Origin of the sequence: Huaxiibacter chinensis, assembly GCF_022171985.1 — a bacterium.
Taxonomy (GTDB): domain Bacteria; phylum Pseudomonadota; class Gammaproteobacteria; order Enterobacterales; family Enterobacteriaceae; genus Enterobacter; species Enterobacter chinensis_A.
In genome coordinates, this window is the sequence record NZ_JAJVHF010000003.1 from 547812 (window position 1) to 566733 (window position 18922).

Genomic DNA, 18922 nt, shown 5'->3' on the forward strand with positions numbered 1-18922 from the left:
TTTTAACCTGTGGTTTTGGTATGAAAAAAACGATTTTTTCGTTAGCACTGGGGACGTTTGGCCTGGGAATGGCTGAGTTTGGCATTATGGGTGTTTTAACCGAACTCGCCCGGGATACGGGGATCAGCATCCCTTCCGCGGGCAATATGATCTCTTTTTATGCGTTTGGCGTGGTGATCGGCGCCCCCGTGGTGGCGCTCTGCTCCAGCCGCTTCTCATTAAAATCGACGCTCCTTTTTCTGGTCGCGCTCTGCGTGATTGGCAACGCCATGTTCACGTTTTCGACCTCGTATACCGGTCTGGCCATTGGCCGTCTGGTGTCGGGCTTCCCGCACGGCGCGATATTTGGCGTTGGCGCGATCATCTTGTCGAAAATTGCGCCGCCGGGGAAAGTCACCGTTGCGGTTGCGGGGATGATAGCCGGGATGACCGTCGCCAATCTGGTAGGTGTCCCCCTTGGCACCTGGCTGGGCCAGACCTTTAACTGGCGTTATACCTTCTTCCTGATTGCCGTTTTTGACGCGCTGGTTATCGTCTCGGTGGCGCTGTGGGTTCCAAATCTCTACGATAAATCAGAAAGCCGCCTGACAGCGCAATTTCACTTTCTGAAAAAGCCCGAACCCTGGCTGATTTTTGCCGCCACCATGTTTGGCAACGCGGGTGTCTTTGCCTGGTTTAGCTATGTTAAACCCTTCATGGTCACCGTATCCGGTTTCTCCGAAGGCTATATGACGATGATCATGATGCTGATGGGGCTGGGAATGGTACTGGGTAATATCCTCAGCGGCAGGATTTCGGGTCGTTTTAGCCCCCTGCGAATTGCGGCGGCCACCGATCTGGTGATTGTGCTGTCGCTGCTCCTGCTTTTCGCGTTTGGCGAGAACATGACGGCATCGCTGGTGATGGGGTTCATTTGCTGCGCAGGGCTGTTTGCCTTATCGGCCCCACTGCAAATCTTGCTGTTACAGAATGCGAAAGGGGGAGAGTTGCTGGGCGCAGCGGGAGGCCAGGTAGCCTTTAACCTGGGCAGCGCTATTGGCGCGTGGTGTGGTGGAATGATGATTACTTTCGGCTTCAGCTGGAGTTACGTCACCCTTCCTGCGGCGGTTCTCTCCTTTGCGGCAATGACCTCGCTGTTGCTGTACGGCTATCAAAAAGCCAAACGGCAACACGCCAGCGCGAAAGCCATTGCCTGAGTCGTATACCGCCCCGTGAGGGGCGGTCTGGTGTGGGCTAAACAAATTTCGCCAGCGGGTCCGCTGCCGCAAACGCGACCTTCCGGTCGGCTGCCGGGGGATAGATCAGCTCATTAGTAATCGCCATTTTGATTTTCTTGGCTTCCTGACGCACGGATTTGACCTGCTGATCCCATCCTTCACTGTAGACCGCTCCCCATCCTCCCAGATCCAGACAGGTCACATAATTTACCTGGCGATACGGATAAGGTTCGATATTCAGCAAGCTGGCCGCCGCGTTGTGTCCGGCAAATTTTCCCAGCTGAATCGCATGCTGGCAGGTCATCAGCGCCGTATTGCCCTCATCGTCCGTTCTGGCATGGGCTGTATCACCGGTGGCATAAACGTCCGGTAGCCCAGGGAGCTGCAAGGTTTCATTAACCCGCAGACGTGACTGACCGTCGCGCTCGGCGTCGAGCTGCTGAGTCAGCGGATGCGCCTGTACGCCCGCTGTCCATATGACGGTCGCGGAGGCGATGCGCTCGCCCGATGTCAGCGTCACGCCTTCTGCGTCTATTGCATCAACCCCGGCATTAAGACGCCATTCCACCCCCAGCGCCGCGCTTGCTTCAGTAATCACATCCCGCAACGCTTCGCTGTAACGACCCCCTACGACTGCACCGCGTTCAACTACGATTACTTTTGTCTTTGTATCTTCGCCGAAGCGTGCACGAAGACGGGCAGGGAGTTCCGTCGCCAGTTCAATGCCGGTAAAACCGCCGCCGCAGACCACCACGGTATTACGGGCAGGGGTGGACGGTTGCGCGCTGAGTGCATCAAGGTGTCTTTCAAACACCTGCGCTGACTCAAGCTGATCAATATCAAAGGCAAATTCCGCCAGGCCCGCGATGGGTGGGCGCTTTGTCTGGCTGCCGGCAGCCAGAATCAGACGGTCGTAGCCTGTCACCGTTGTCCTGCCATGCTTGTCACGCCAGGATACCGTTTTACCCTTTGTATCAATACGTTCCGCACTTCCCTCAAGATGAACAATATTCAGTTCAGTGAATAATTCGGTGAGCGGGGCGACAAAGCCTGAGACGTTTTCTTCATAAAAGCGCGGGCGAACACGCAGTTCGGGCGCCGGCGAAAGCACCGTAATACCCAGTTCGTCACTGTTCTGTAATGCCGCCAGGCGTGCCGCGCTGATGGCGGACCACATACCCGAAAAACCGCTGCCCACAATCAAAATGTGCTTTTTCATCTTCGTTCCTTATGTTCGTCAGGCTGTGCGTCTGACATTCTGCGACTATACATGTCGCAGTTAACTACGACAACATTTTTCGCAGTTAGCGGGTGGCGGATAAATAATTTACTTGAAAAATAGGGTATTAGGAGAATCTCTTTTTAGCGCTGTCTCTAAGCGGGTTGATGAGGCTATAATAACCAGGATGATTGATTTCGGAGTTTACAATGGCTTTTTACAGTTCTGGTGTGGAATATGGCATTCATAGCCTGATGTGCATGGTCGATGCCAGGGGTAATGAGCGTGAAATGAGCGTCAGAGAAATGGCGGCCTTACAGGGTGTGCCTTATGATTATCTCGGCAAAATTTTCACCCGTTTATCGCGCGCAGGTCTGGTGACCAGTACCGAAGGCAAAGGCGGGGGTTTTAAGCTTGCCCGTGCCGCTGAGCTCATTTCGGTGCTGGATGTAGCGCACGCCATCGATGGCGAAAAAAATATGTTCGAGTGTCGGGAAATACGTCAAAGGCTGGCGTTATTTGATGACACCCCGCCTGCGTGGGCCTGTGACGGGCCATGTGGTGTACGTTCAGTGATGGACAGTGCGCAACAACGCATGGAAGAGGAGCTGGCACGGCATACCATCCTCGATCTGGCCCGTAAGATGTATCGCAAAGCGCCGGATACGTTTCAGATAGAGGTGCAGGAGTGGATTGCAGACAGACGCAGTACGTCCTGAGACAACTCCCTTACCCGCAGGGGCAAGGGAGTGACACAGATTATGAACGCAGATCGATGACCATACGGCCGCGAATCTGGCCCTGTTCCATCTCTTTAAAGATAGCGTTGATATCCTCCAGAGGACGCAGGGTGACTTTAGGCACCACTTTCCCCTCTGCAGCAAACTGGAACGCCTCGATCAGATCCTGACGGGTACCGACCAGCGAACCGACAACCTGAATACCGTCCAGAACCAGACGTGGAATATCCAGGCTCATCGACTCGGGGGGTAAACCGACTGCCACGACACGGCCTCCGGCACGAACCGCGTCAACCGCGGAGTTAAAGGCGGCTTTCGCGACGGCAGTGACTACCGCGGCATGAGCGCCACCGGTTTTTTCCTGAATGATTTTTGCGGCGTCTTCAGAGCGTGAGTTTATCGTCAGATCGGCACCCATGCTCGCAGCGAGTTTTAACTGTTCGTCATTCACATCGATGGCGATCACTTTGGCATTGAAGACATTTTTGGCGTACTGCAGCGCAATATTCCCAAGACCACCCAACCCGTAAATGGCAATCCACTGGCCGGGTTTAATGCTGGAAATCTTCACCGCTTTATAGGTGGTGACACCGGCACAGGTGATACTGCTGGCAGCGGCAGAATCCAGGCCGTCCGGCACTTTCACCGCATAGTCAGCGGTAACGATACACTCTTCCGCCATGCCGCCGTCCACGCTGTAACCGGCATTTTTCACGTCACGGCAGAGGGTTTCGTTTCCGCTATTACAATATTCGCAATGCCCGCACCCCTCAAAGAACCAGGCTACGCTTGCACGGTCTCCCACTTTCAGTGAGGAAACGCCCGGGCCAATCGCCCTGACAATCCCGATACCTTCATGGCCTAAAATGACGCCCGTCTTATCGCCAAAGTCGCCGTTTTTCACGTGAAGATCGGTGTGGCACACACCACAACATTCCATTTTCAGCAATGCTTCGCCGTGTTGCAGGGAGCGGAGGGTTTTTTCCGTAACGTTTACCTGATGGTCTTGAGTGACAACTGCAGCTTTCATATGCGTTTTCCTTATTCACAATGAGAATCATTAGCAGGTGTATTACTCCTTACAGAGTATAAGCTTGTGACAGTTATACAAGGCCGGCGCAACAAATTGTCATAAATTCAGGGGGTTTTGCGTACAAATTAACCCAGAGACGCAGATTTTACTCAACGAGCAGAGACATTAAATCTGACAACTCATCGTCATGTTTCTGTCATGAACGAAACGTAACGTGTTGTCTTCTCAATAACCGAAGAGTTAAAAGACAATGCATCTGGTGAAAAAAATCGTCGCGGTAAGTCTTCTTCTGTCCGCTTCCGTTCAGGCTCAAAATATTCTCGAATTCCCCCAGCCGGACAACAATCCGGAAGAGTTTTATGCAGTAACTGAAATCCCTGCGGGCGGCATGATCAAATATGAAACCGACGCTAAAACCGGGTTCATTATTGCCGATCGCTTCCAGTCCATGCCGGTCGCTTATCCGGCAAACTACGGCTCTCTGACGCAGTCCCTGGCGGGTGATGGCGATCCGCTTGACGTCATTTTCTATACGCGTGCCCCGATGGCGCCCGGCACCTTGATCAAGCTGCGCGCAATAGGCGTGCTGAAAATGGTCGACGGAGGGGAGAAGGACGACAAAATCGTGGCAGTGCCAGCGAGCAAAATTGACCCAACCTATGACGACATCAAAGAGCTGAGCGATCTGCCAAAGATTGAGGTTCAGCGTCTGGAATCCTTCTTCCGCGTCTATAAGCAACTGCCGGAAGGGCGCAAAACTGTGGAGTTAAGCGGTTTTAACGATGCCGCCAGCGCGAAGCAGGAAATCAAGCAGGCATGGGATGCCTGGAAAGCAAAGGCCCCGCAATAATAAAAGGCCCGGCGCGACTGCGCCGGGCTCTGTTTTACAAGTTATCTTCCAGGGCCTGAATCTCCTTACGCCACTGCGCCTGCAGGTGCGGTTTCTGATGTTTAGGCTTTCTGGCTAAATCCTCAGCCAGCAGGGTTTCCAGCGTGACCAGCTTCTCCAGCAGATCGTCACTGTCCAGAACCGGCAGCAATTCTTTCGCCTGAGAATGGGGTAATGGTGGCGTTTCTGGCCGTTCACGTAGCCGATCGAAGACGGACTGTGCATCCTGCCACTCGCTGAGTTTTCCCTGTTCAATCAGCCAGAACCGATTACAGCTTTGGGTGATAAGCTGCCTGTCGTGACTCACCAACAGTACCCCGCCTTCAAACGCCTTAAGGGTGCAGGCCAGCGCCTCTTTACCTTCGATATCCAGATGGTTGGTCGGCTCGTCGAGCATCAGCAGGCTGTAGCGCGCCAGCGTCAATCCGACGAATAACAGACGCGAGCGCTCGCCGCCGCTCAGGGTGCTGATTTTTTGCCCGTGCCGTGCCCAGGGGTAACCGGAGGCGATCAGCGCCATTTTGCGATCCTGCGGATGCGGCGCAAAAGGTTCGAGGGCCTCCAGTAGAGTGGCTTCATCCGGGAGCTGATGCAGCGTCTGATCGTAATAGCCGATTGCCACGCGAGGATGGATGTTGACTGCATCGTCCAGTATTCCGCGACTAAACTGCTGCCAGATCAGCCGCATCAGCGACGATTTTCCACAGCCGTTATGTCCGACGATAGCGACCCGGTCGCCGCTTTTCAGCCTGGCAACGTCCACGTCGAATAACGGCGGCAGCCCCGGCGCAGGCGGGACCGCGAGATGGTTCAACTCCAGCAGGCGGTCGGCGCGTAACGCGTCACCCCGGAGGGTTAACGTCCACGGGCTGCCCGCGGTCAGATCGGTCTGGCGCTCTTTTAAACGCTCAACCTGTTTTTCCATCTGTTTGGCTTTACGCGCCAGATCTTCGTTATCGTAAACTTTGCCCCAGGTCGCCAGCCGTTTCGCACTGGCTGCGACACGGTCGATCTCTTTTTGCTCCGCTTTATGGCGTAACGCATCGCTCTCATCTTTTGCCGTCAGCGCCTGGCGTGCAGCGGTGCAGGGAAGGGCAAACCCGTGCAGCGTCCGGTCGCGCAGGATCCAGCTTCCGTTAGTAACGGCATCCAGCAGCTGTCTGTCATGCGAGACCAGCACAAAGCTGCCTGACCAGTTCTGCAAAAACTGCTCCAGCCAGATCAACGTCGGTAGGTCCAGATGGTTGCTCGGCTCATCGAGTAAAAGCAGATCGGGTTCATGAATCAGCGCACGGGCCAGAATCAGACGCGTGTGCTGTCCGCCGCTGAGCGTCGCGCAGCCCAGGTTCCAGTCCTGTGAGGTAAAGCCCATGCTGCCCAGCAACGCTTCCGCTTTCCAGGATAAACTCCCGCGCTCTGCGGCAGGTAGCTGTGCGATCACCGCATCCAGCATGGTGAGAGTAAGTACCGATTCGGGAAGATGTTGTTCCACGCGGGCCATCAGACACTGGCCAGCCAGCGCCACGGTGCCGGAAGTCGCAGATTCTGTACCGTCGAGGATTTTTAGCAGGGTGCTTTTGCCGCAGCCATTATCCCCAAGCAGACCAATGCGGTCGCCTTTCTTCAGGGTAAAGGAGAGGGAGTCGAAGAGCGTGCCAAACGCCGTATCAACACGTAAAGATTGTGCAGTCAGTAAAGTGCTCATTGTTGCTTACTCAAGAGTTACAGGCAGGAAAATGCCTCGTCAAACATCGCTGACGATAACTCAGTAAGCCCGAGAGAAGGGATTCAGAACAGGGTGTCTTCGCTCAAGCCGAAGTTATCGCAGCACGATATCGATAACGCTTGAGCAGGTGCGATCACCAAGAGTATGTGAAAAATTAAAAATTTCACAGTACAGCATAATTTGCCTCCTTATATATTCGATGGGTGAATGAATGGCGAAAGTATAAGCGAATATCAGGAGATGGCACAAGCTGGGCGATTGAGACAAAAAAGTCAGTGGGTTATTCATCCACTGACCGGTGGTTATTTAGATAGAGGTGCGACGGTAACTGCGGTATTCCGGCATCCAGAAGTTTTCATCAATCGCCTGCTGCAGCGCATCTGCCGAGGTTTTAACGGCCACATCCTGTTGCTGTGCCATTTTGCCCACGGCGAAGGCGATCGCTTTAGACACAATGTGAATATCCTTCAGCTCCGGTAAAACCAGACCTTCACCATTGTTCACCAGCGGTGAATGCTTCGCCAGCGTTTCACTTGCTGACATCAGCATTTCGTCGGTGATCCGTTTTGCGCCTGAGGCAATCACACCAAGACCGATCCCCGGGAAAATATAGGAGTTGTTGCACTGAGCAATAGGGTAAAGCTTGTCTTTCCAGATCACCGGATCGAACGGGCTACCGGTTGCCACCAGGGCGTTACCCTCGGTCCACGCGATGATATCCTGCGGCGTGGCCTCGACACGGGAGGTCGGGTTAGACAGCGGCATCACAATGGGGCGTGCGCAGTGCTTGTGCATCTCGCGAATGATCTCTTCCGTGAAGAGGCCGGTTTGTCCTGAAACCCCAATCAAAATGTCCGGTTTAACGTTGCGAACCACGTCAAGCAGGGAGAGCACCTCGTTATCCGTATCCCAGTTCTTCAGGTTCTCGCGTTTTTGCACCAGTCGGGTCTGGAACGGCAGCAGGTTTGGCATCGCATCGGTGAGCAGGCCAAAGCGATCGACCATAAACACGCGTGAGCGGGCTAACTCTTCACTTAATCCTTCACGCTGGGTTTGCGCAATAATCTGTTCAGCAATACCACAGCCTGCCGAGCCTGCGCCCAGGAAGACAATTTTCTGGTAGCTCAGTTGGCTGCCCGCCGCCCGGCTGGCTGCAATGAGGGTGCCGGCTGTGACTGCCGCGGTGCCCTGAATATCATCGTTAAACGAGCAGATCTCGTCGCGATAGCGCGTGAGCAACGGCATGGCGTTTTTCTGCGCAAAGTCTTCAAACTGCAACAACACGTCCGGCCAGCGTTGCTTCACGGCCTGAATGAAATCATCAACAAACTGATAATACTCATCGTCAGTGACGCGCGGGTGACGCCAGCCCATATAGAGGGGATCGTTAAGCAGCTGCTGGTTATTGGTCCCGACGTCCAGCACCACAGGCAGCGTATAGGCCGGGCTGATGCCGCCACAGGCGGTATAAAGTGAGAGCTTACCGATTGGGATGCCCATGCCGCCGATCCCCTGATCGCCGAGCCCCAGAATACGTTCACCGTCGGTGACCACGATCACTTTGATATTGTGATTCGGCACGTTCTGCAGAATATCGTCCATGTTGTGACGATTCTGATAAGAGATAAAGACACCGCGAGAACGGCGATAAATCTCGGAAAAACGCTCACAGGCTGCGCCAACCGTCGGGGTATAGATCACTGGCATCATCTCTTCGAGATGGTTTTGCACCAGGCGGTAGAACAGCGTCTCGTTCGTGTCCTGAATATTACGCAGATAGATGTGCTTATCGATTTCAGTCTTGAAACCCTGATACTGGATCCATGCGCGTTCTGCCTGCTCTTCGATGGATTCTACCACTTCCGGTAACAGCCCAAGCAGGTTGAAGCTGCTGCGCTCTTCCATGCTGAATGCGCTGCCTTTATTGAGAAGGGGGAATTCCAGCAGAACCGGGCCGGCGTAGGGGATGTAAAGGGAACGATGCTTTTTTGCTTTGTTGTCCATGTCACTCACTCGATTTTTTGAATATCCGTCCCTGGTCGATTGTTTCTCATCTTTCTGGCGTGTCTTCAGGGGGTCGGTCGGGGGGTATTATAGAGGAGCTGAATATGAATTACCGCCCCGCAGAAACAAAAACACCATCGGGAATGCCGATGGTGTCGTGGATCCTGCCGGGGACTTACTTGCCCGTGCGGCGTTTTCTGCCTGTCGCATGGGAAACGAGCTTTTCGCTGTCGCCTTCAATCACCACTTTATGTTGGTTAGAAAGCTTGTAGTTAAGTCCCAGAATATGGCGTGCCTGACGGTTCGTTTTCATATTAACTCCTTAATCCTGTTAAGAGTGACAAGGTGATCAAAATGTAACCCCATAGGTTGCAGATCCATCTTAGCAGATTTTTAGAAAGAGGCGTGCTGGCCACTTACCACATAATTGATGGTCTGCTGGTAGATGTCACTCAGGATGTCATTGTCAGAGGCTTCTACCCAGCGGGTGAGCTCCATCAAAATGTCATCCTGAGTTACAGCGCCGTGTTCGGCTTGCAAACCAATTGCAATGGCATTAACGAGGTCGGGTTGTGCTGATGCGGTTTTTGCTGAGTAATGAGTAAACATGCTGCCTCCGTGTCGTTATCTGTTTAATGTTCCGGTCGCATAAAATGTAATTCATAAACAGAATGGCAAATTGTTTACGCGCTGTGGTTAAGATTCATCCTGGAAATGTAAACGTCATATTTCCACTGTGTAAATTTCATTTTTAGGGTTTCCAGCGGCGCAAGTTTGTCTTTTTTTCATAAGGCATAGGTGAGGGCCATGAAATTAACTCTACGATGCTTCCCCAGGGGGTTTGACCATAACAAAATGCGTTTCCCTCTCCCTGTTCATCCGGAAAAGAGAGCGGTTTGGGCTCAGTAAACATCTCTCCCCCTGCTGCGGTAAATGCGGCTATAGCCTGCGCAAAATCATCGACATAGACGGCGAAGTGTTGCAAACCAAAGTCACTTGCTCGTGCCGGGTGACCTTGCTCCGGTCCATGCATTTCGAATAACTCGATACCCGGGCCAGAAGGTAGACACAGCATGCGGATAGCGCGAATTTTTGTACCAGGGAATAATCGTAAGGTGTGTTGTTGCGCGGTGTGATCAATATTTTCGCTGTCAGATTCGACGGAGCGATATATGACCCGTGCCCCAAAGGCTTGTTCAAAAAATAGGGTGGCTTGCTCTATGTCCGGCACCGTAATGCCGATATGGTCAATTCCTCGAACTGTCGTCTTCATATTTTCTCCTGCTATAAAGTTTAAAATATAGCAGGAGACATTTAGCCTGTTACCACTTCATTTCGCCCGTGTTCACTTTTGCGCTGAGTGACAATGAGCTTTCTTCCGACAGCGTTGGCCACTGTTTTTTCATTGCTGAAATAACCCCTGCGGAATCTTTATGGTCTGCCAGCGCCTGCTCAAACTGCACAAGATAATCCCGGGTAAACGTGATGGCACCGGTGCCCGCTGGCGGTGTGCCAAGATAATGTCCGGGGATAACGCGTTCTGGTTTGTGCGCCGCCATATCACTCAGGGTTTTCTGCCACTGCTGACGACGGGCCGGGGTTTGCGTATCGGCAGTCCAGACGTGGATCCCCCATGACACACCCGTACCGCCAAGAATGGCTTTGGCCGACGGGATCCAGACGTACGCGGCGTAGTTATCGGCCTGCTCAATCTCAATTTTTTCGCCATCGAGCATAAAGGTGTTAGAGGCCAGCACCTGCGGAACAATAAGCTGTGTCGGTGCGCCATCTTTCATTTGCGGCCCCCAGAAGGCGAGCTTGGCGTCTTTGGTGGCGTTGATGTGATCAACCACCTGCTGGGTGGCTACGACCTTCGCATTCGGGAAGGCTTTCACCAGCGGCTGCAGGCCAAAATAGAAATCCGGATCGCCTGAAGTGATGACGATTTTGTTTAAGCGTTTGCCGCTGCGACGGATTTTTTCAACCAGGGCCTCACCGTCTTTTACGCTGAACTGAGCATCAAACAGCACCGCTTCTTCAGGACCGGAAACAATCGTGGACGAGACGGCGAATATGCCCTTGTCCTGAGGATTATAGGTATCCAGCGTTAACGGTGCGGCAAACACGGCTGGGGTAAAAAGGGTGCACAGCAGGGCGATGCGGGTGAGCTTCATCATATTGTCTCTGTTTATCAGGAAAGCCGCTATTTTACCGAATTCAGGATTTGCCAGAATTCCTGAAACAAGACATGCTTTGTTTCATCAATCGAGCAGATGGAGTCGCAAATGGATCGTGTTATCGCCGCCCAGGTTTATAACCGGATATGTGAACTGGGCAGTCTGAGTGCGGCGGCGCGAGCCCTGGGAATTTCACGGCCCATGGTCAGTCGCTATCTTGAGCAGATGGAAAAGTGGGCCGGAACGCGGCTGGTTAACCGCTCGACCCGCAAGCTGACGCTCACGCCTGCAGGCGAAAAGGTGTTGCAAAAGACAAGGAACCTGACCCGGTTATCCCAGGAAATTGAAGACCAGTCGGCAAAGGATATCCCCGCCGGTATTTTACGCGTGGCGTGCGCGCACGTGACCGCGATGCAGATCGTCGCGCCGGTGTTACCCGGCTTTTTAACCCGCTACCCAAACGTGCGAATTGAGATGGATGTCAACAACCATCCGGTAAGCCTTGTGGGCGAGCGCATTGACGTGGCCGTGCGCATTACTGACAACCCCGAGCCGGGAATGATAGCCCGCCGTCTGGGTGAGTGTCGCTCTGTGCTGTGCGCTTCCCCGGACTATCTCAGGGCCAGGGGAACGCCAGCCAGTCTCACTGAACTGGCCCAGCACAACTGTCTGCATTACAGCTTCTTCGCCGGGCAATCGTGGCGGTTTATCACCGAGAAGGGCGAGGTCGAATCGGTGGCGGTAAGTGGAAATCTGTGTGCCAGCATCTCCTCTCTGCTAATGGATGCGGCTGTGCAGCATCTTGGGATCGCGATGCTTCCCATTATTGAGGCGCAAGCTGCGCTGGACAGCGGAAAGCTGGTGACGCTGTTGCCCGGTTTCGAGCCTAAACCGATGAGTATTTACGGGATCTACCAGTCACGGGATCATCAGCCCGCCGCCCAGCGGTTATTTCTCGATGAACTGGCGGGCAGTCTGATGGCGTCGTGACCAGTACGGTGCGGTTGCCTTAAGACTTGTCCGTCTTCCTCCCAACTTTTGAACCACGTTCTATACTTAACCCTTTGTAAGTCAAAAGGAGAGCAAGAATGACGATTCATAAACACGGTTCGGCACACTGGTCAGGTGACATTAAACGTGGGAAAGGGACGGTATCTACCGAAAGTGGCGTTCTTAATCAGCAACCTTACGGCTTCAACACCCGTTTCGAAGGCGCAAAAGGCACCAACCCTGAAGAGTTGATCGGGGCGGCGCATGCGGCCTGTTTCTCAATGGCCTTATCGCTCATGCTGGGTGAAGCGGGCTATACCGCGGACGCCATTGATACTACGGCGGATGTCTCACTGGACAAAACCGACAGCGGATTTGCTATCAGCAAGATTGCGCTGCAAAGCAAAGTTACCGTACCGGGTATCGATCCGCAGCAGTTTGACGGCATCATTCAGAAAGCCAAAGCGGGCTGCCCCGTCTCTCAGGTGCTGAAAGCAGAAATCACCCTGGACTACACCCTGAATTAAGTTTTGCTGCCGGGCGTCAGCCCGGCTTGCACTCACCGCGCATACAGCACCGTTAAATTCCCTCCCATACGACGATTCACCCATGGACGGCCACGATCCCGTGCCAAAGTAGTGACACTGTCACAATCGGTAAGTGAACACCAGGGCTCCAGCCACTCATAGGTGGTTTTATCATGTTGTAAAACAAAGCCCGCCAGCCGTAACAACCCGCCGCTGTTTTCATTCATAACATCTACATGATTGGCCTGCGCAAAACTGGCAATCATCACCAGCGGTTGTAATGCGTAATGATGATAAGCCAGCGCCCGGGTACCGCGTTTCATCTCATTAGGCAACGTTCCCTTGTCGGTAATCTGTCCGACCGCATGGCGATACGCTTTGAGTGACCATGTGAACAAATCCCGCCGGTTGACCGCAACAGAGGCCGCCATAACGGACCATGCGGCCCAGTAGGTGTGATTGTTGGTTTTCTCAGGCGGCAAACCATCCCAGTCTTCAACCACCCGATCGGCGAGCAGGGATATCCAGCGCTCTATCTCACTGGTCTCTTTTACGGGTGCAAGAGGCTTGAATTTGAGTTCAATCCAGCTGGTGGCCACCGTCGCGAGCGCCCATTTGCGCATCGCCCGCCCGGTGTGATTCGTCTGCGTCGAGGTCAACGCCTCGGCAGAGGCCCAGGCATTCAGCTCATGAAGAATACAGTGCAGCGTGGCAGGATCGCCGCTCTGTTTATAACGCCAGACCATCTCAGAAAGCCCGCGTTCGAAGTCGGTTATCGCTTTTGTTTGTTTGCGGAAAGTCTGTTCCGCAACGGGATTCAGGGTCGCGCGTGCGCTGTCGGAACCGTCATATTTACTGCGGAAAATGAGACGCTCTGTCCAGGGTGCAGGCAGGGCAATGCACAGCCCGTTATGGGTATGCGGCAGCGGTTTGCCAAAGCCGGATGGCGGCACAAGCTGTGCCGCCAGAGTGTTCGCGGAAAACACAAGCAGAAGTATGATGAGACGCATCAGGAGACATTACGCCAGCAGCGTACCGCGCGTCCATCCGCTGCAGTCTGCAACGTTTGCACCGCCTGACAGCCTTCGGTCGCCAGCGGACAGCGGTCGCGGAAGAAGCAACCAGAGGGCAAATGGCGGTTGCCCGGCAGGTCGGTTTTGCGCAATGCCAGCGCGTCATCCAGCAGCACACCGGTTTTGGGAACAGAATCGAGCAAAAGCTGCGTGTAGGGATGCAAAGGCGCGCTCAGAACCTGATGCGTATTGCCCAGTTCGACAATCTGTCCGAGATACATTACGGCAACGCGGTCGCTCATATGGCGCACGACGGAGACGTTATGTGAAATCAAAACATAGGTAAGCGTGCGCTGGCGTTGCAGCGTCACTAGCAGATTGAGGATTTGCGCCTGTACGGAAATATCCAGCGCGCTGGTGGGTTCATCCAGCACGATGATATCCGGGTTGGACGACAGGGCCCGGGCGATGGCGATACGCTGGCGCTGTCCACCGGAAAACGCGTGCGGCAGCCGGTCGAGGTACTCAGGACGAATACCCACCTGCATGGCCAGGCTCTCTGCAAGCGCGCGCCGTTCACGTTCGCGACGGCGTTTTTGTATCCATACCGGTTCGGTAATGATACGCCACACGGGCAGGCGAGGATCGAGCGAGGAGAGCGGATCCTGAAACACCATTTGCATGCCGTCAGCGGCGCGATGGCAGGTACCTTCGCTCGGTTTAATCATGCCCATCAGCAGCTGTGCCAGGGTGCTTTTACCGCATCCGGATTCCCCGACCACGCCCAGCGTTTCACCCCGACGGATCTGCAAATCCATTCCGTTCAGGGCATGAACCTGTTCCGTTACGCGACCCAGCCAGTTTTTCCGTGCCGCAAAATTGACATGCACGCGATCCAGCTCCAGTAAAATATCAGACATGATGCGCCTCCCGTTGTGGATACCAGCAGGCGACCTGCCGATCGTCATTTCCCGCAGGCATAAGCGCCGGGGTCTGAGTACATTTTGTGCCCGCCGCGAAACAGCGCTCGCGAAAGGCGCAGCCGGTGGGTAAACGGGTCAGATTAGGTACCGTGCCGGGAATCGCGGGCAGCATTTCACGCGGTTCCCCCTATTCAGGGGCACATTTCAGCAGGCCAATAGAATAAGGGTGTACAGGGTGATGGATGAGCGTTTGCGTCTCTCCACTTTCAATAACGCTTCCGGCATACATCACGTAGACCCGGTCGCACAGCTGCGAGACCACGGCCATATCGTGGCTGATAAACAGTACCGATGTTCCGCTGGCCCGGGCTTTGTGTTTGAGCAGGCGCAGGACCTGCAGCTGTACGGTCACATCGAGGGCGGTGGTCGGCTCGTCGGCGATAATCAGTTCCGGCTCGCAGGAGAAGGCCAGGGCAATCATCACCCGCTGACGCATACCGCCGGAAAGCTCAAAAGGGTAACGGCTCATCACTTCTTTGGCGTCCGGGATTTGCATCTCTTCTAACAGAGAGATCGCTTTCTGTTTGGCCGCGTCGCGGGAGAGTGACTGATGCTGGCGGATCACTTCGGTCATCTGCTTGCCAATCCGGCGGGTGGGGTTGAGCGCCGTCATGGGCTCCTGAAAAATCATCGCCACCCTGGCTCCGCGCCACTGGCGCATCTGTTTTTCACTGGCGTTCAGGATATCTTCACCCAGTAAATTCACCCTTCCGCTGTGAATATGGTAGCTGCCCTCCGGCAATAAACGCATGGCCAGCATGGCGGTGACCGATTTTCCGGAACCGGATTCACCAACCACACCAACAATCTCGCCGCGCTTTATCTCAAGCGTGACCCGGTTTAACGCGTGGACTTCACCGCGAAAGATCGGGAAACTCAGGTGTACATCGTCGATTGAGAGAACAGAATCACTCATCACTGTTTTCCTCCAGATTTCGGGTCCAGCAGATCGCGAATGCCATCACCAAACAGATTAAAGCCAACGGCGGTGATCAGTATTGCCGCGCCGGGAAAGGCACAGTACCACCACTGATCCAGCACGTAATTACGCCCGACGGCGACCATCGCGCCCCATTCAGCGGTGGGTTGCTGTGCGCCCAGGCCGATAAATCCAAGCGTCGCCGCCATCAGAATCGCGCTGCCGATATCCAGCGATGCCTGGACAATCAGCGGCGGCAACGCGTTACGCAGAATATGCCAGCTGATAAGATGCCAGCGCGATGCGCCAAAAGTACGTGCCGCCTGAACATAGGTGAACTGGCGAACGATCAGCGTTTGCCCGCGCGCCAGTCGGACATAAAATGGGATGCGCACAATGGCGATGGCGAGCATGGCATTGAACAGGCTCGGCCCCAGCGCAGCGGCCAGCGCCATGGTCAGCACCAGCGACGGGATTGAGAGCATGACATCCATAATGCGCATAATAATGGCATCCCCCCGACCGCCGAGAATGCCGGACAAACAGCCCAGCAAGGAGCCGATTCCCCCGGCAATCACTACCACCGCCAGGCCCGCGGCGATGGATTGCTGGCTGCCCACCAGCACCCGGCTAAACAAATCCCGCCCAACTTCATCGGTACCAAACCAGTGTGCCGCAGAGGGGGCCAGCAGACGTGCCGTAAGATCCAGCGCATTGGGATCGTAGGGGACTATCCAGGGTGAAAGCAGCATCAGGGCCAGCATCAATATCATAATGGCGCCCCCCACCAGCGTAAGAGGGCTTTTACGCAGCAGCCAGAAGAGTTTTGCCCCATTTAGCCGCCATTTGACTGAGGGGGCTGGGACGGGCGTTTCGTGTGACATCATCATTGTGCATCTCCGCGCCCGATGCGTGGATCAATCCACAGATAGAGCAGGTCAACGACCAGATTCACCAGCACATAGGCGAGTGAAACCACAACGGCAAACCCCATGACGGCGGGAAAATCCAGTGCCTGAATAGAGGTCACCACCCATGCGCCCATACCGGGCCAGGCAAAGACGGTTTCGGTCAGAACGGCGCCATACAGCAGATCGCCCAGCGCCAGGCCAAGAACGGTAATTGAGGGGATCATCGCGTTGGGCAGGGCATAGCGCAAAATGATGTATGCACCCGGTAAGCCGCTGGCGCGAGCCGTGCGGATATAATCTTCGCTGAGTTGTTCCAGCATGGCCGACCTGACCTGGCGCGCCACGATCCCCAGATGGACAAACGCAAGGGTCAGGGAGGGCAGCAGCAGATGCTGAAGGGCATTGAAAAAGACCTCTCCGTTCCCCTCAATGAGCGCGTCAATCAGATAAAAACCGGTGATATGCGTGGGTGGGTCAAGCCAGTCATCCAGCCGACCGCCGCCGGGAAGGATCTGCAAATGGCCGTAGAACAGAACAATCACGCCCAGCCCGAGCCAGAACGCCGGAGTAGAGATGCCGGTTATCGCCATCAGACGAACCAGATGATCGAGCCAGCGATTTCGGTAGACCGCGGAGAGGATCCCCAGCGGTACGCCGATAAATAACGCCAGCACCAGAGCGCAAAAAGCCAGCTCCAGCGTGGCCGGGAAAAACGCCTTCAGCTCCTCAGCGACAGGGCGTCCGGTGCGGATAGAGGTGCCGAGATCGCCATGGGCCAGCGCATCGACATAACGTCCAAACTGGACGTATAACGGCTGGTCCAGACCCAGTTGTTGGCGAATATTCTGCACGATTTCGTCGCTGGCGCGATCGCCCGCCAGCAGACGCGCAGGATCGCCCGGGATCATGTGCGAAATAATAAACGTGATGATACAGACGCCCGCGACCACCAGGATAAGCCCCCAGCAGCGCTGGCGCACAATGCTCCAGAACGTCATACGTTTCCCCCCGGGCGCCGGAAACCCGGCGCCAGCTGGCTTACTTGCTCATGGTGTTAATATTAAAGACCTGTTCAAGCATCGGATTGAACACAAAGCCTTTGACCTCTTTGTTCATCGCAAGCTGATAGTTCTTCTGGAACAGGTAAACGTAGGCCGCTTCGTCGATCACAATTTTCTGCGCCTGCTGGTAGTTTTTGGTGCGTTCAGCCTGGTCAGTGGTTTTCAGTGCACTCTGCAGGAGGCCATCCACCTCTGAATTTTCATACCACGCGCGATTTCCCGGCAGCCCTTTTTTATCCGACTCAAACCAGTAGTTCATAAACATATAGGGGTCAGCAAAATCCGGGCTCCAGTTACCGATCGCGATGTCGAAATCGCCTTTACCCACGCGGTCGCGCATGGTCGCATTCGCCAGTTTTTCGAGCTTTACGTTAATGCCCAGCTTGCCGAGGCTGGCCTGGGTAGAGAGGGCGATCGGCTCCCAGTTCGGGTCGTTATCAGAATAGAGGAAGGTCAGGCTTGCCGGTTTGTCTTTCACGTTGCCGAGCGCCGCTTTTGCTTTCTCCTCGTCAAAGCTGTATTGCATGGCGGTGGCATCATAGCCCCACATCCCGTCAGGGATCGGGCCACGCATCTGCTTACCGTTCCCGCTCAGGATACCTTTCACCATGCCGTTGTAATCGGTCGCCCAGGAGACGGCGCGACGCAAATCGACCTGTGTCATCGGCCCTTTGCTGTTGTTGAGGTACAGATAAGTCACTCGCAGCGAGGGGTATTCCGCCACGTTGACCTTATTTTCCTGTTTCAGGGCGGTAAGTTGATCCACGGGCAGGGCGTCTGCAATATCCAGATCGCCGCGAGAAAGCTGCAGGCGGCGCGACGCGCTTTCACCGATGATTTTGACCGAGACGCGCTTGAAGTGCGGCTTATCACCCGCCCAGTGCGGGTTGGGAACCAGAATCAGCTGCTGTCCTTTCTGCCAGCTTTTCAGCATGAAGGGACCGGAACCGGCGGTATGTTGTGCCAGGTAACCGCGAGCATCGTCCGCTGCGTTTGCTTTGAGTACCGCAGGGTTAATAATCGACGCGCCATCGTTCGCCAGGGTATAGAGGAATGGGGCAAACGGCTGGCTTAGCGTGAATTTAACGGTATGGGTATCAACCGCTTCGACCTTAAGATCTTTTGGGAACGCCTCTGCCGGACCCTGACTGATTTTCAACAGTCGCTCAAAAGACTGTTTGACCGCGTCGGCTGTCACCGGCGTACCATCGGCAAACATGGCATTATTTTTAAGCGTAAAGGTCCACTCTTTTTGATCCTCAGACGCTTTCCAGCCCGTGGCCAAATCGCCTTCCACGTCCGTGGTGCCAGGCTTGTACTGCACCAGGCGTTGATAAGACGGATAGGTGACCGTCCAGTCATTGTTATCAATGGTCACGGCAGGATCCAGCGTTTGCGGGTCGGCTGCTTTACCGATAACCAGCATATCTTTTGGCACCGCGGCCAACACAACAGACGTGTTCAGAACAAGGGCGGAGACGATGAGCGTAGTGATAAACGATTTTTTCATGGC

Annotated in this window: 18 protein-coding genes and 1 pseudogene; 5 read left to right on the forward strand and 14 right to left on the reverse strand. The window is 54.7% G+C overall.

Features of this window, described 5'->3' with window-relative positions; genetic code table 11:
- The first annotated feature begins 20 nt into the window (after positions 1–20).
- Positions 21–1196 (forward strand): MFS transporter AraJ, encoded by a 1176-nt coding sequence (gene araJ / locus LZP96_RS11505; protein ID WP_064326179.1) that lies wholly within the window; start codon positions 21–23, stop codon positions 1194–1196.
- Positions 1197–1233: 37 nt separating this feature from the next.
- Here araJ and LZP96_RS11510 read toward each other — a convergent pair whose 3' ends face one another.
- Positions 1234–2436 (reverse strand): NAD(P)/FAD-dependent oxidoreductase, encoded by a 1203-nt coding sequence (locus tag LZP96_RS11510; RefSeq protein WP_064326178.1) that lies wholly within the window; start codon positions 2434–2436, stop codon positions 1234–1236.
- Positions 2437–2645: 209 nt separating this feature from the next.
- Here LZP96_RS11510 and LZP96_RS11515 point away from each other — a divergent pair, with 209 nt between their 5' ends.
- The gene (locus LZP96_RS11515; RefSeq protein ID WP_064326177.1) at positions 2646–3155 is read left to right on the forward strand and encodes an RrF2 family transcriptional regulator; all 510 of its coding nucleotides are present in this window, start codon (positions 2646–2648) and stop codon (positions 3153–3155) included.
- 40 nt (positions 3156–3195) lie between these two features.
- On the opposite strand, the gene adhP is transcribed toward LZP96_RS11515, so the two are convergent.
- Positions 3196–4206, reverse strand: coding sequence for an alcohol dehydrogenase AdhP (adhP, locus tag LZP96_RS11520; RefSeq protein ID WP_064326176.1), 1011 nt, complete (start codon positions 4204–4206; stop codon positions 3196–3198).
- A gap of 253 nt (positions 4207–4459) precedes the next feature.
- Here adhP and LZP96_RS11525 point away from each other — a divergent pair, with 253 nt between their 5' ends.
- Positions 4460–5059, forward strand: a complete 600-nt coding sequence (locus tag LZP96_RS11525) for an inorganic diphosphatase (RefSeq protein ID WP_064326175.1) — start codon at positions 4460–4462, stop codon at positions 5057–5059.
- A gap of 34 nt (positions 5060–5093) precedes the next feature.
- On the opposite strand, the gene LZP96_RS11530 is transcribed toward LZP96_RS11525, so the two are convergent.
- The 6 genes from LZP96_RS11530 to LZP96_RS11555 form a co-directional block, all read right to left on the reverse strand.
- Positions 5094–6803 (reverse strand): ABC-F family ATP-binding cassette domain-containing protein, encoded by a 1710-nt coding sequence (locus LZP96_RS11530; RefSeq protein WP_064326174.1) that lies wholly within the window; start codon positions 6801–6803, stop codon positions 5094–5096.
- 327 nt (positions 6804–7130) lie between these two features.
- A complete protein-coding gene (locus LZP96_RS11535; protein ID WP_064326173.1) occupies positions 7131–8828 on the reverse strand; it encodes an NAD-dependent malic enzyme in 1698 nt (565 codons plus the stop codon).
- Between the two features lie 175 nt (positions 8829–9003).
- Positions 9004–9141: a stationary-phase-induced ribosome-associated protein gene (gene sra, locus LZP96_RS11540; RefSeq protein WP_064326172.1), complete on the reverse strand. Its 138-nt coding sequence runs from the start codon at positions 9139–9141 to the stop codon at positions 9004–9006.
- Between the two features lie 80 nt (positions 9142–9221).
- Positions 9222–9437, reverse strand: coding sequence for a biofilm-dependent modulation protein (gene bdm / locus LZP96_RS11545; RefSeq protein WP_064326171.1), 216 nt, complete (start codon positions 9435–9437; stop codon positions 9222–9224).
- A gap of 142 nt (positions 9438–9579) precedes the next feature.
- Positions 9580–10101, reverse strand: coding sequence for a VOC family protein (locus tag LZP96_RS11550; RefSeq protein ID WP_064326170.1), 522 nt, complete (start codon positions 10099–10101; stop codon positions 9580–9582).
- 49 nt (positions 10102–10150) lie between these two features.
- Positions 10151–11002 (reverse strand): Vmh family MBL fold metallo-hydrolase, encoded by an 852-nt coding sequence (locus LZP96_RS11555; protein ID WP_064326169.1) that lies wholly within the window; start codon positions 11000–11002, stop codon positions 10151–10153.
- Positions 11003–11113: 111 nt separating this feature from the next.
- Between LZP96_RS11555 and LZP96_RS11560 the strand changes: the two genes are divergently transcribed.
- Entirely contained in the window at positions 11114–11995 is an 882-nt protein-coding gene (locus tag LZP96_RS11560; protein ID WP_232462940.1) for a LysR family transcriptional regulator, read from the forward strand.
- Between the two features lie 98 nt (positions 11996–12093).
- The gene (locus tag LZP96_RS11565; protein WP_064326167.1) at positions 12094–12522 is read left to right on the forward strand and encodes an OsmC family protein; all 429 of its coding nucleotides are present in this window, start codon (positions 12094–12096) and stop codon (positions 12520–12522) included.
- A gap of 32 nt (positions 12523–12554) precedes the next feature.
- Here the strand turns inward: LZP96_RS11565 and LZP96_RS11570 are convergent, their stop codons facing one another.
- The 6 genes and pseudogenes from LZP96_RS11570 to LZP96_RS11595 form a co-directional block, all read right to left on the reverse strand.
- Entirely contained in the window at positions 12555–13532 is a 978-nt protein-coding gene (locus LZP96_RS11570) for a mannuronate-specific alginate lyase (protein WP_064326166.1), read from the reverse strand.
- Positions 13532–14455 (reverse strand): oligopeptide/dipeptide ABC transporter ATP-binding protein, encoded by a 924-nt coding sequence (locus LZP96_RS11575; protein ID WP_064326165.1) that lies wholly within the window; start codon positions 14453–14455, stop codon positions 13532–13534. The genes LZP96_RS11570 and LZP96_RS11575 overlap by 1 nt, the downstream gene beginning before the upstream one ends.
- A pseudogene (locus LZP96_RS11580) lies at positions 14448–15434 on the reverse strand (ABC transporter ATP-binding protein). The gene LZP96_RS11575 and the pseudogene LZP96_RS11580 overlap by 8 nt, the downstream one beginning before the upstream one ends.
- Positions 15434–16327 carry a D,D-dipeptide ABC transporter permease gene (ddpC, locus tag LZP96_RS11585; RefSeq protein ID WP_064326163.1) on the reverse strand — a complete coding sequence of 298 codons (894 nt, stop codon included), beginning with the start codon at positions 16325–16327 and terminating at the stop codon, positions 15434–15436. Before ddpC ends, LZP96_RS11580 begins: the two are co-directional and overlap by 1 nt.
- Entirely contained in the window at positions 16324–17346 is a 1023-nt protein-coding gene (locus LZP96_RS11590) for an ABC transporter permease (protein ID WP_064326162.1), read from the reverse strand. Before LZP96_RS11590 ends, ddpC begins: the two co-directional genes overlap by 4 nt.
- 40 nt (positions 17347–17386) lie before the next feature.
- Positions 17387–18919: an ABC transporter substrate-binding protein gene (locus LZP96_RS11595; protein WP_064326161.1), complete on the reverse strand. Its 1533-nt coding sequence runs from the start codon at positions 18917–18919 to the stop codon at positions 17387–17389.
- Between the last annotated feature and the right edge of the window lie 3 nt (positions 18920–18922).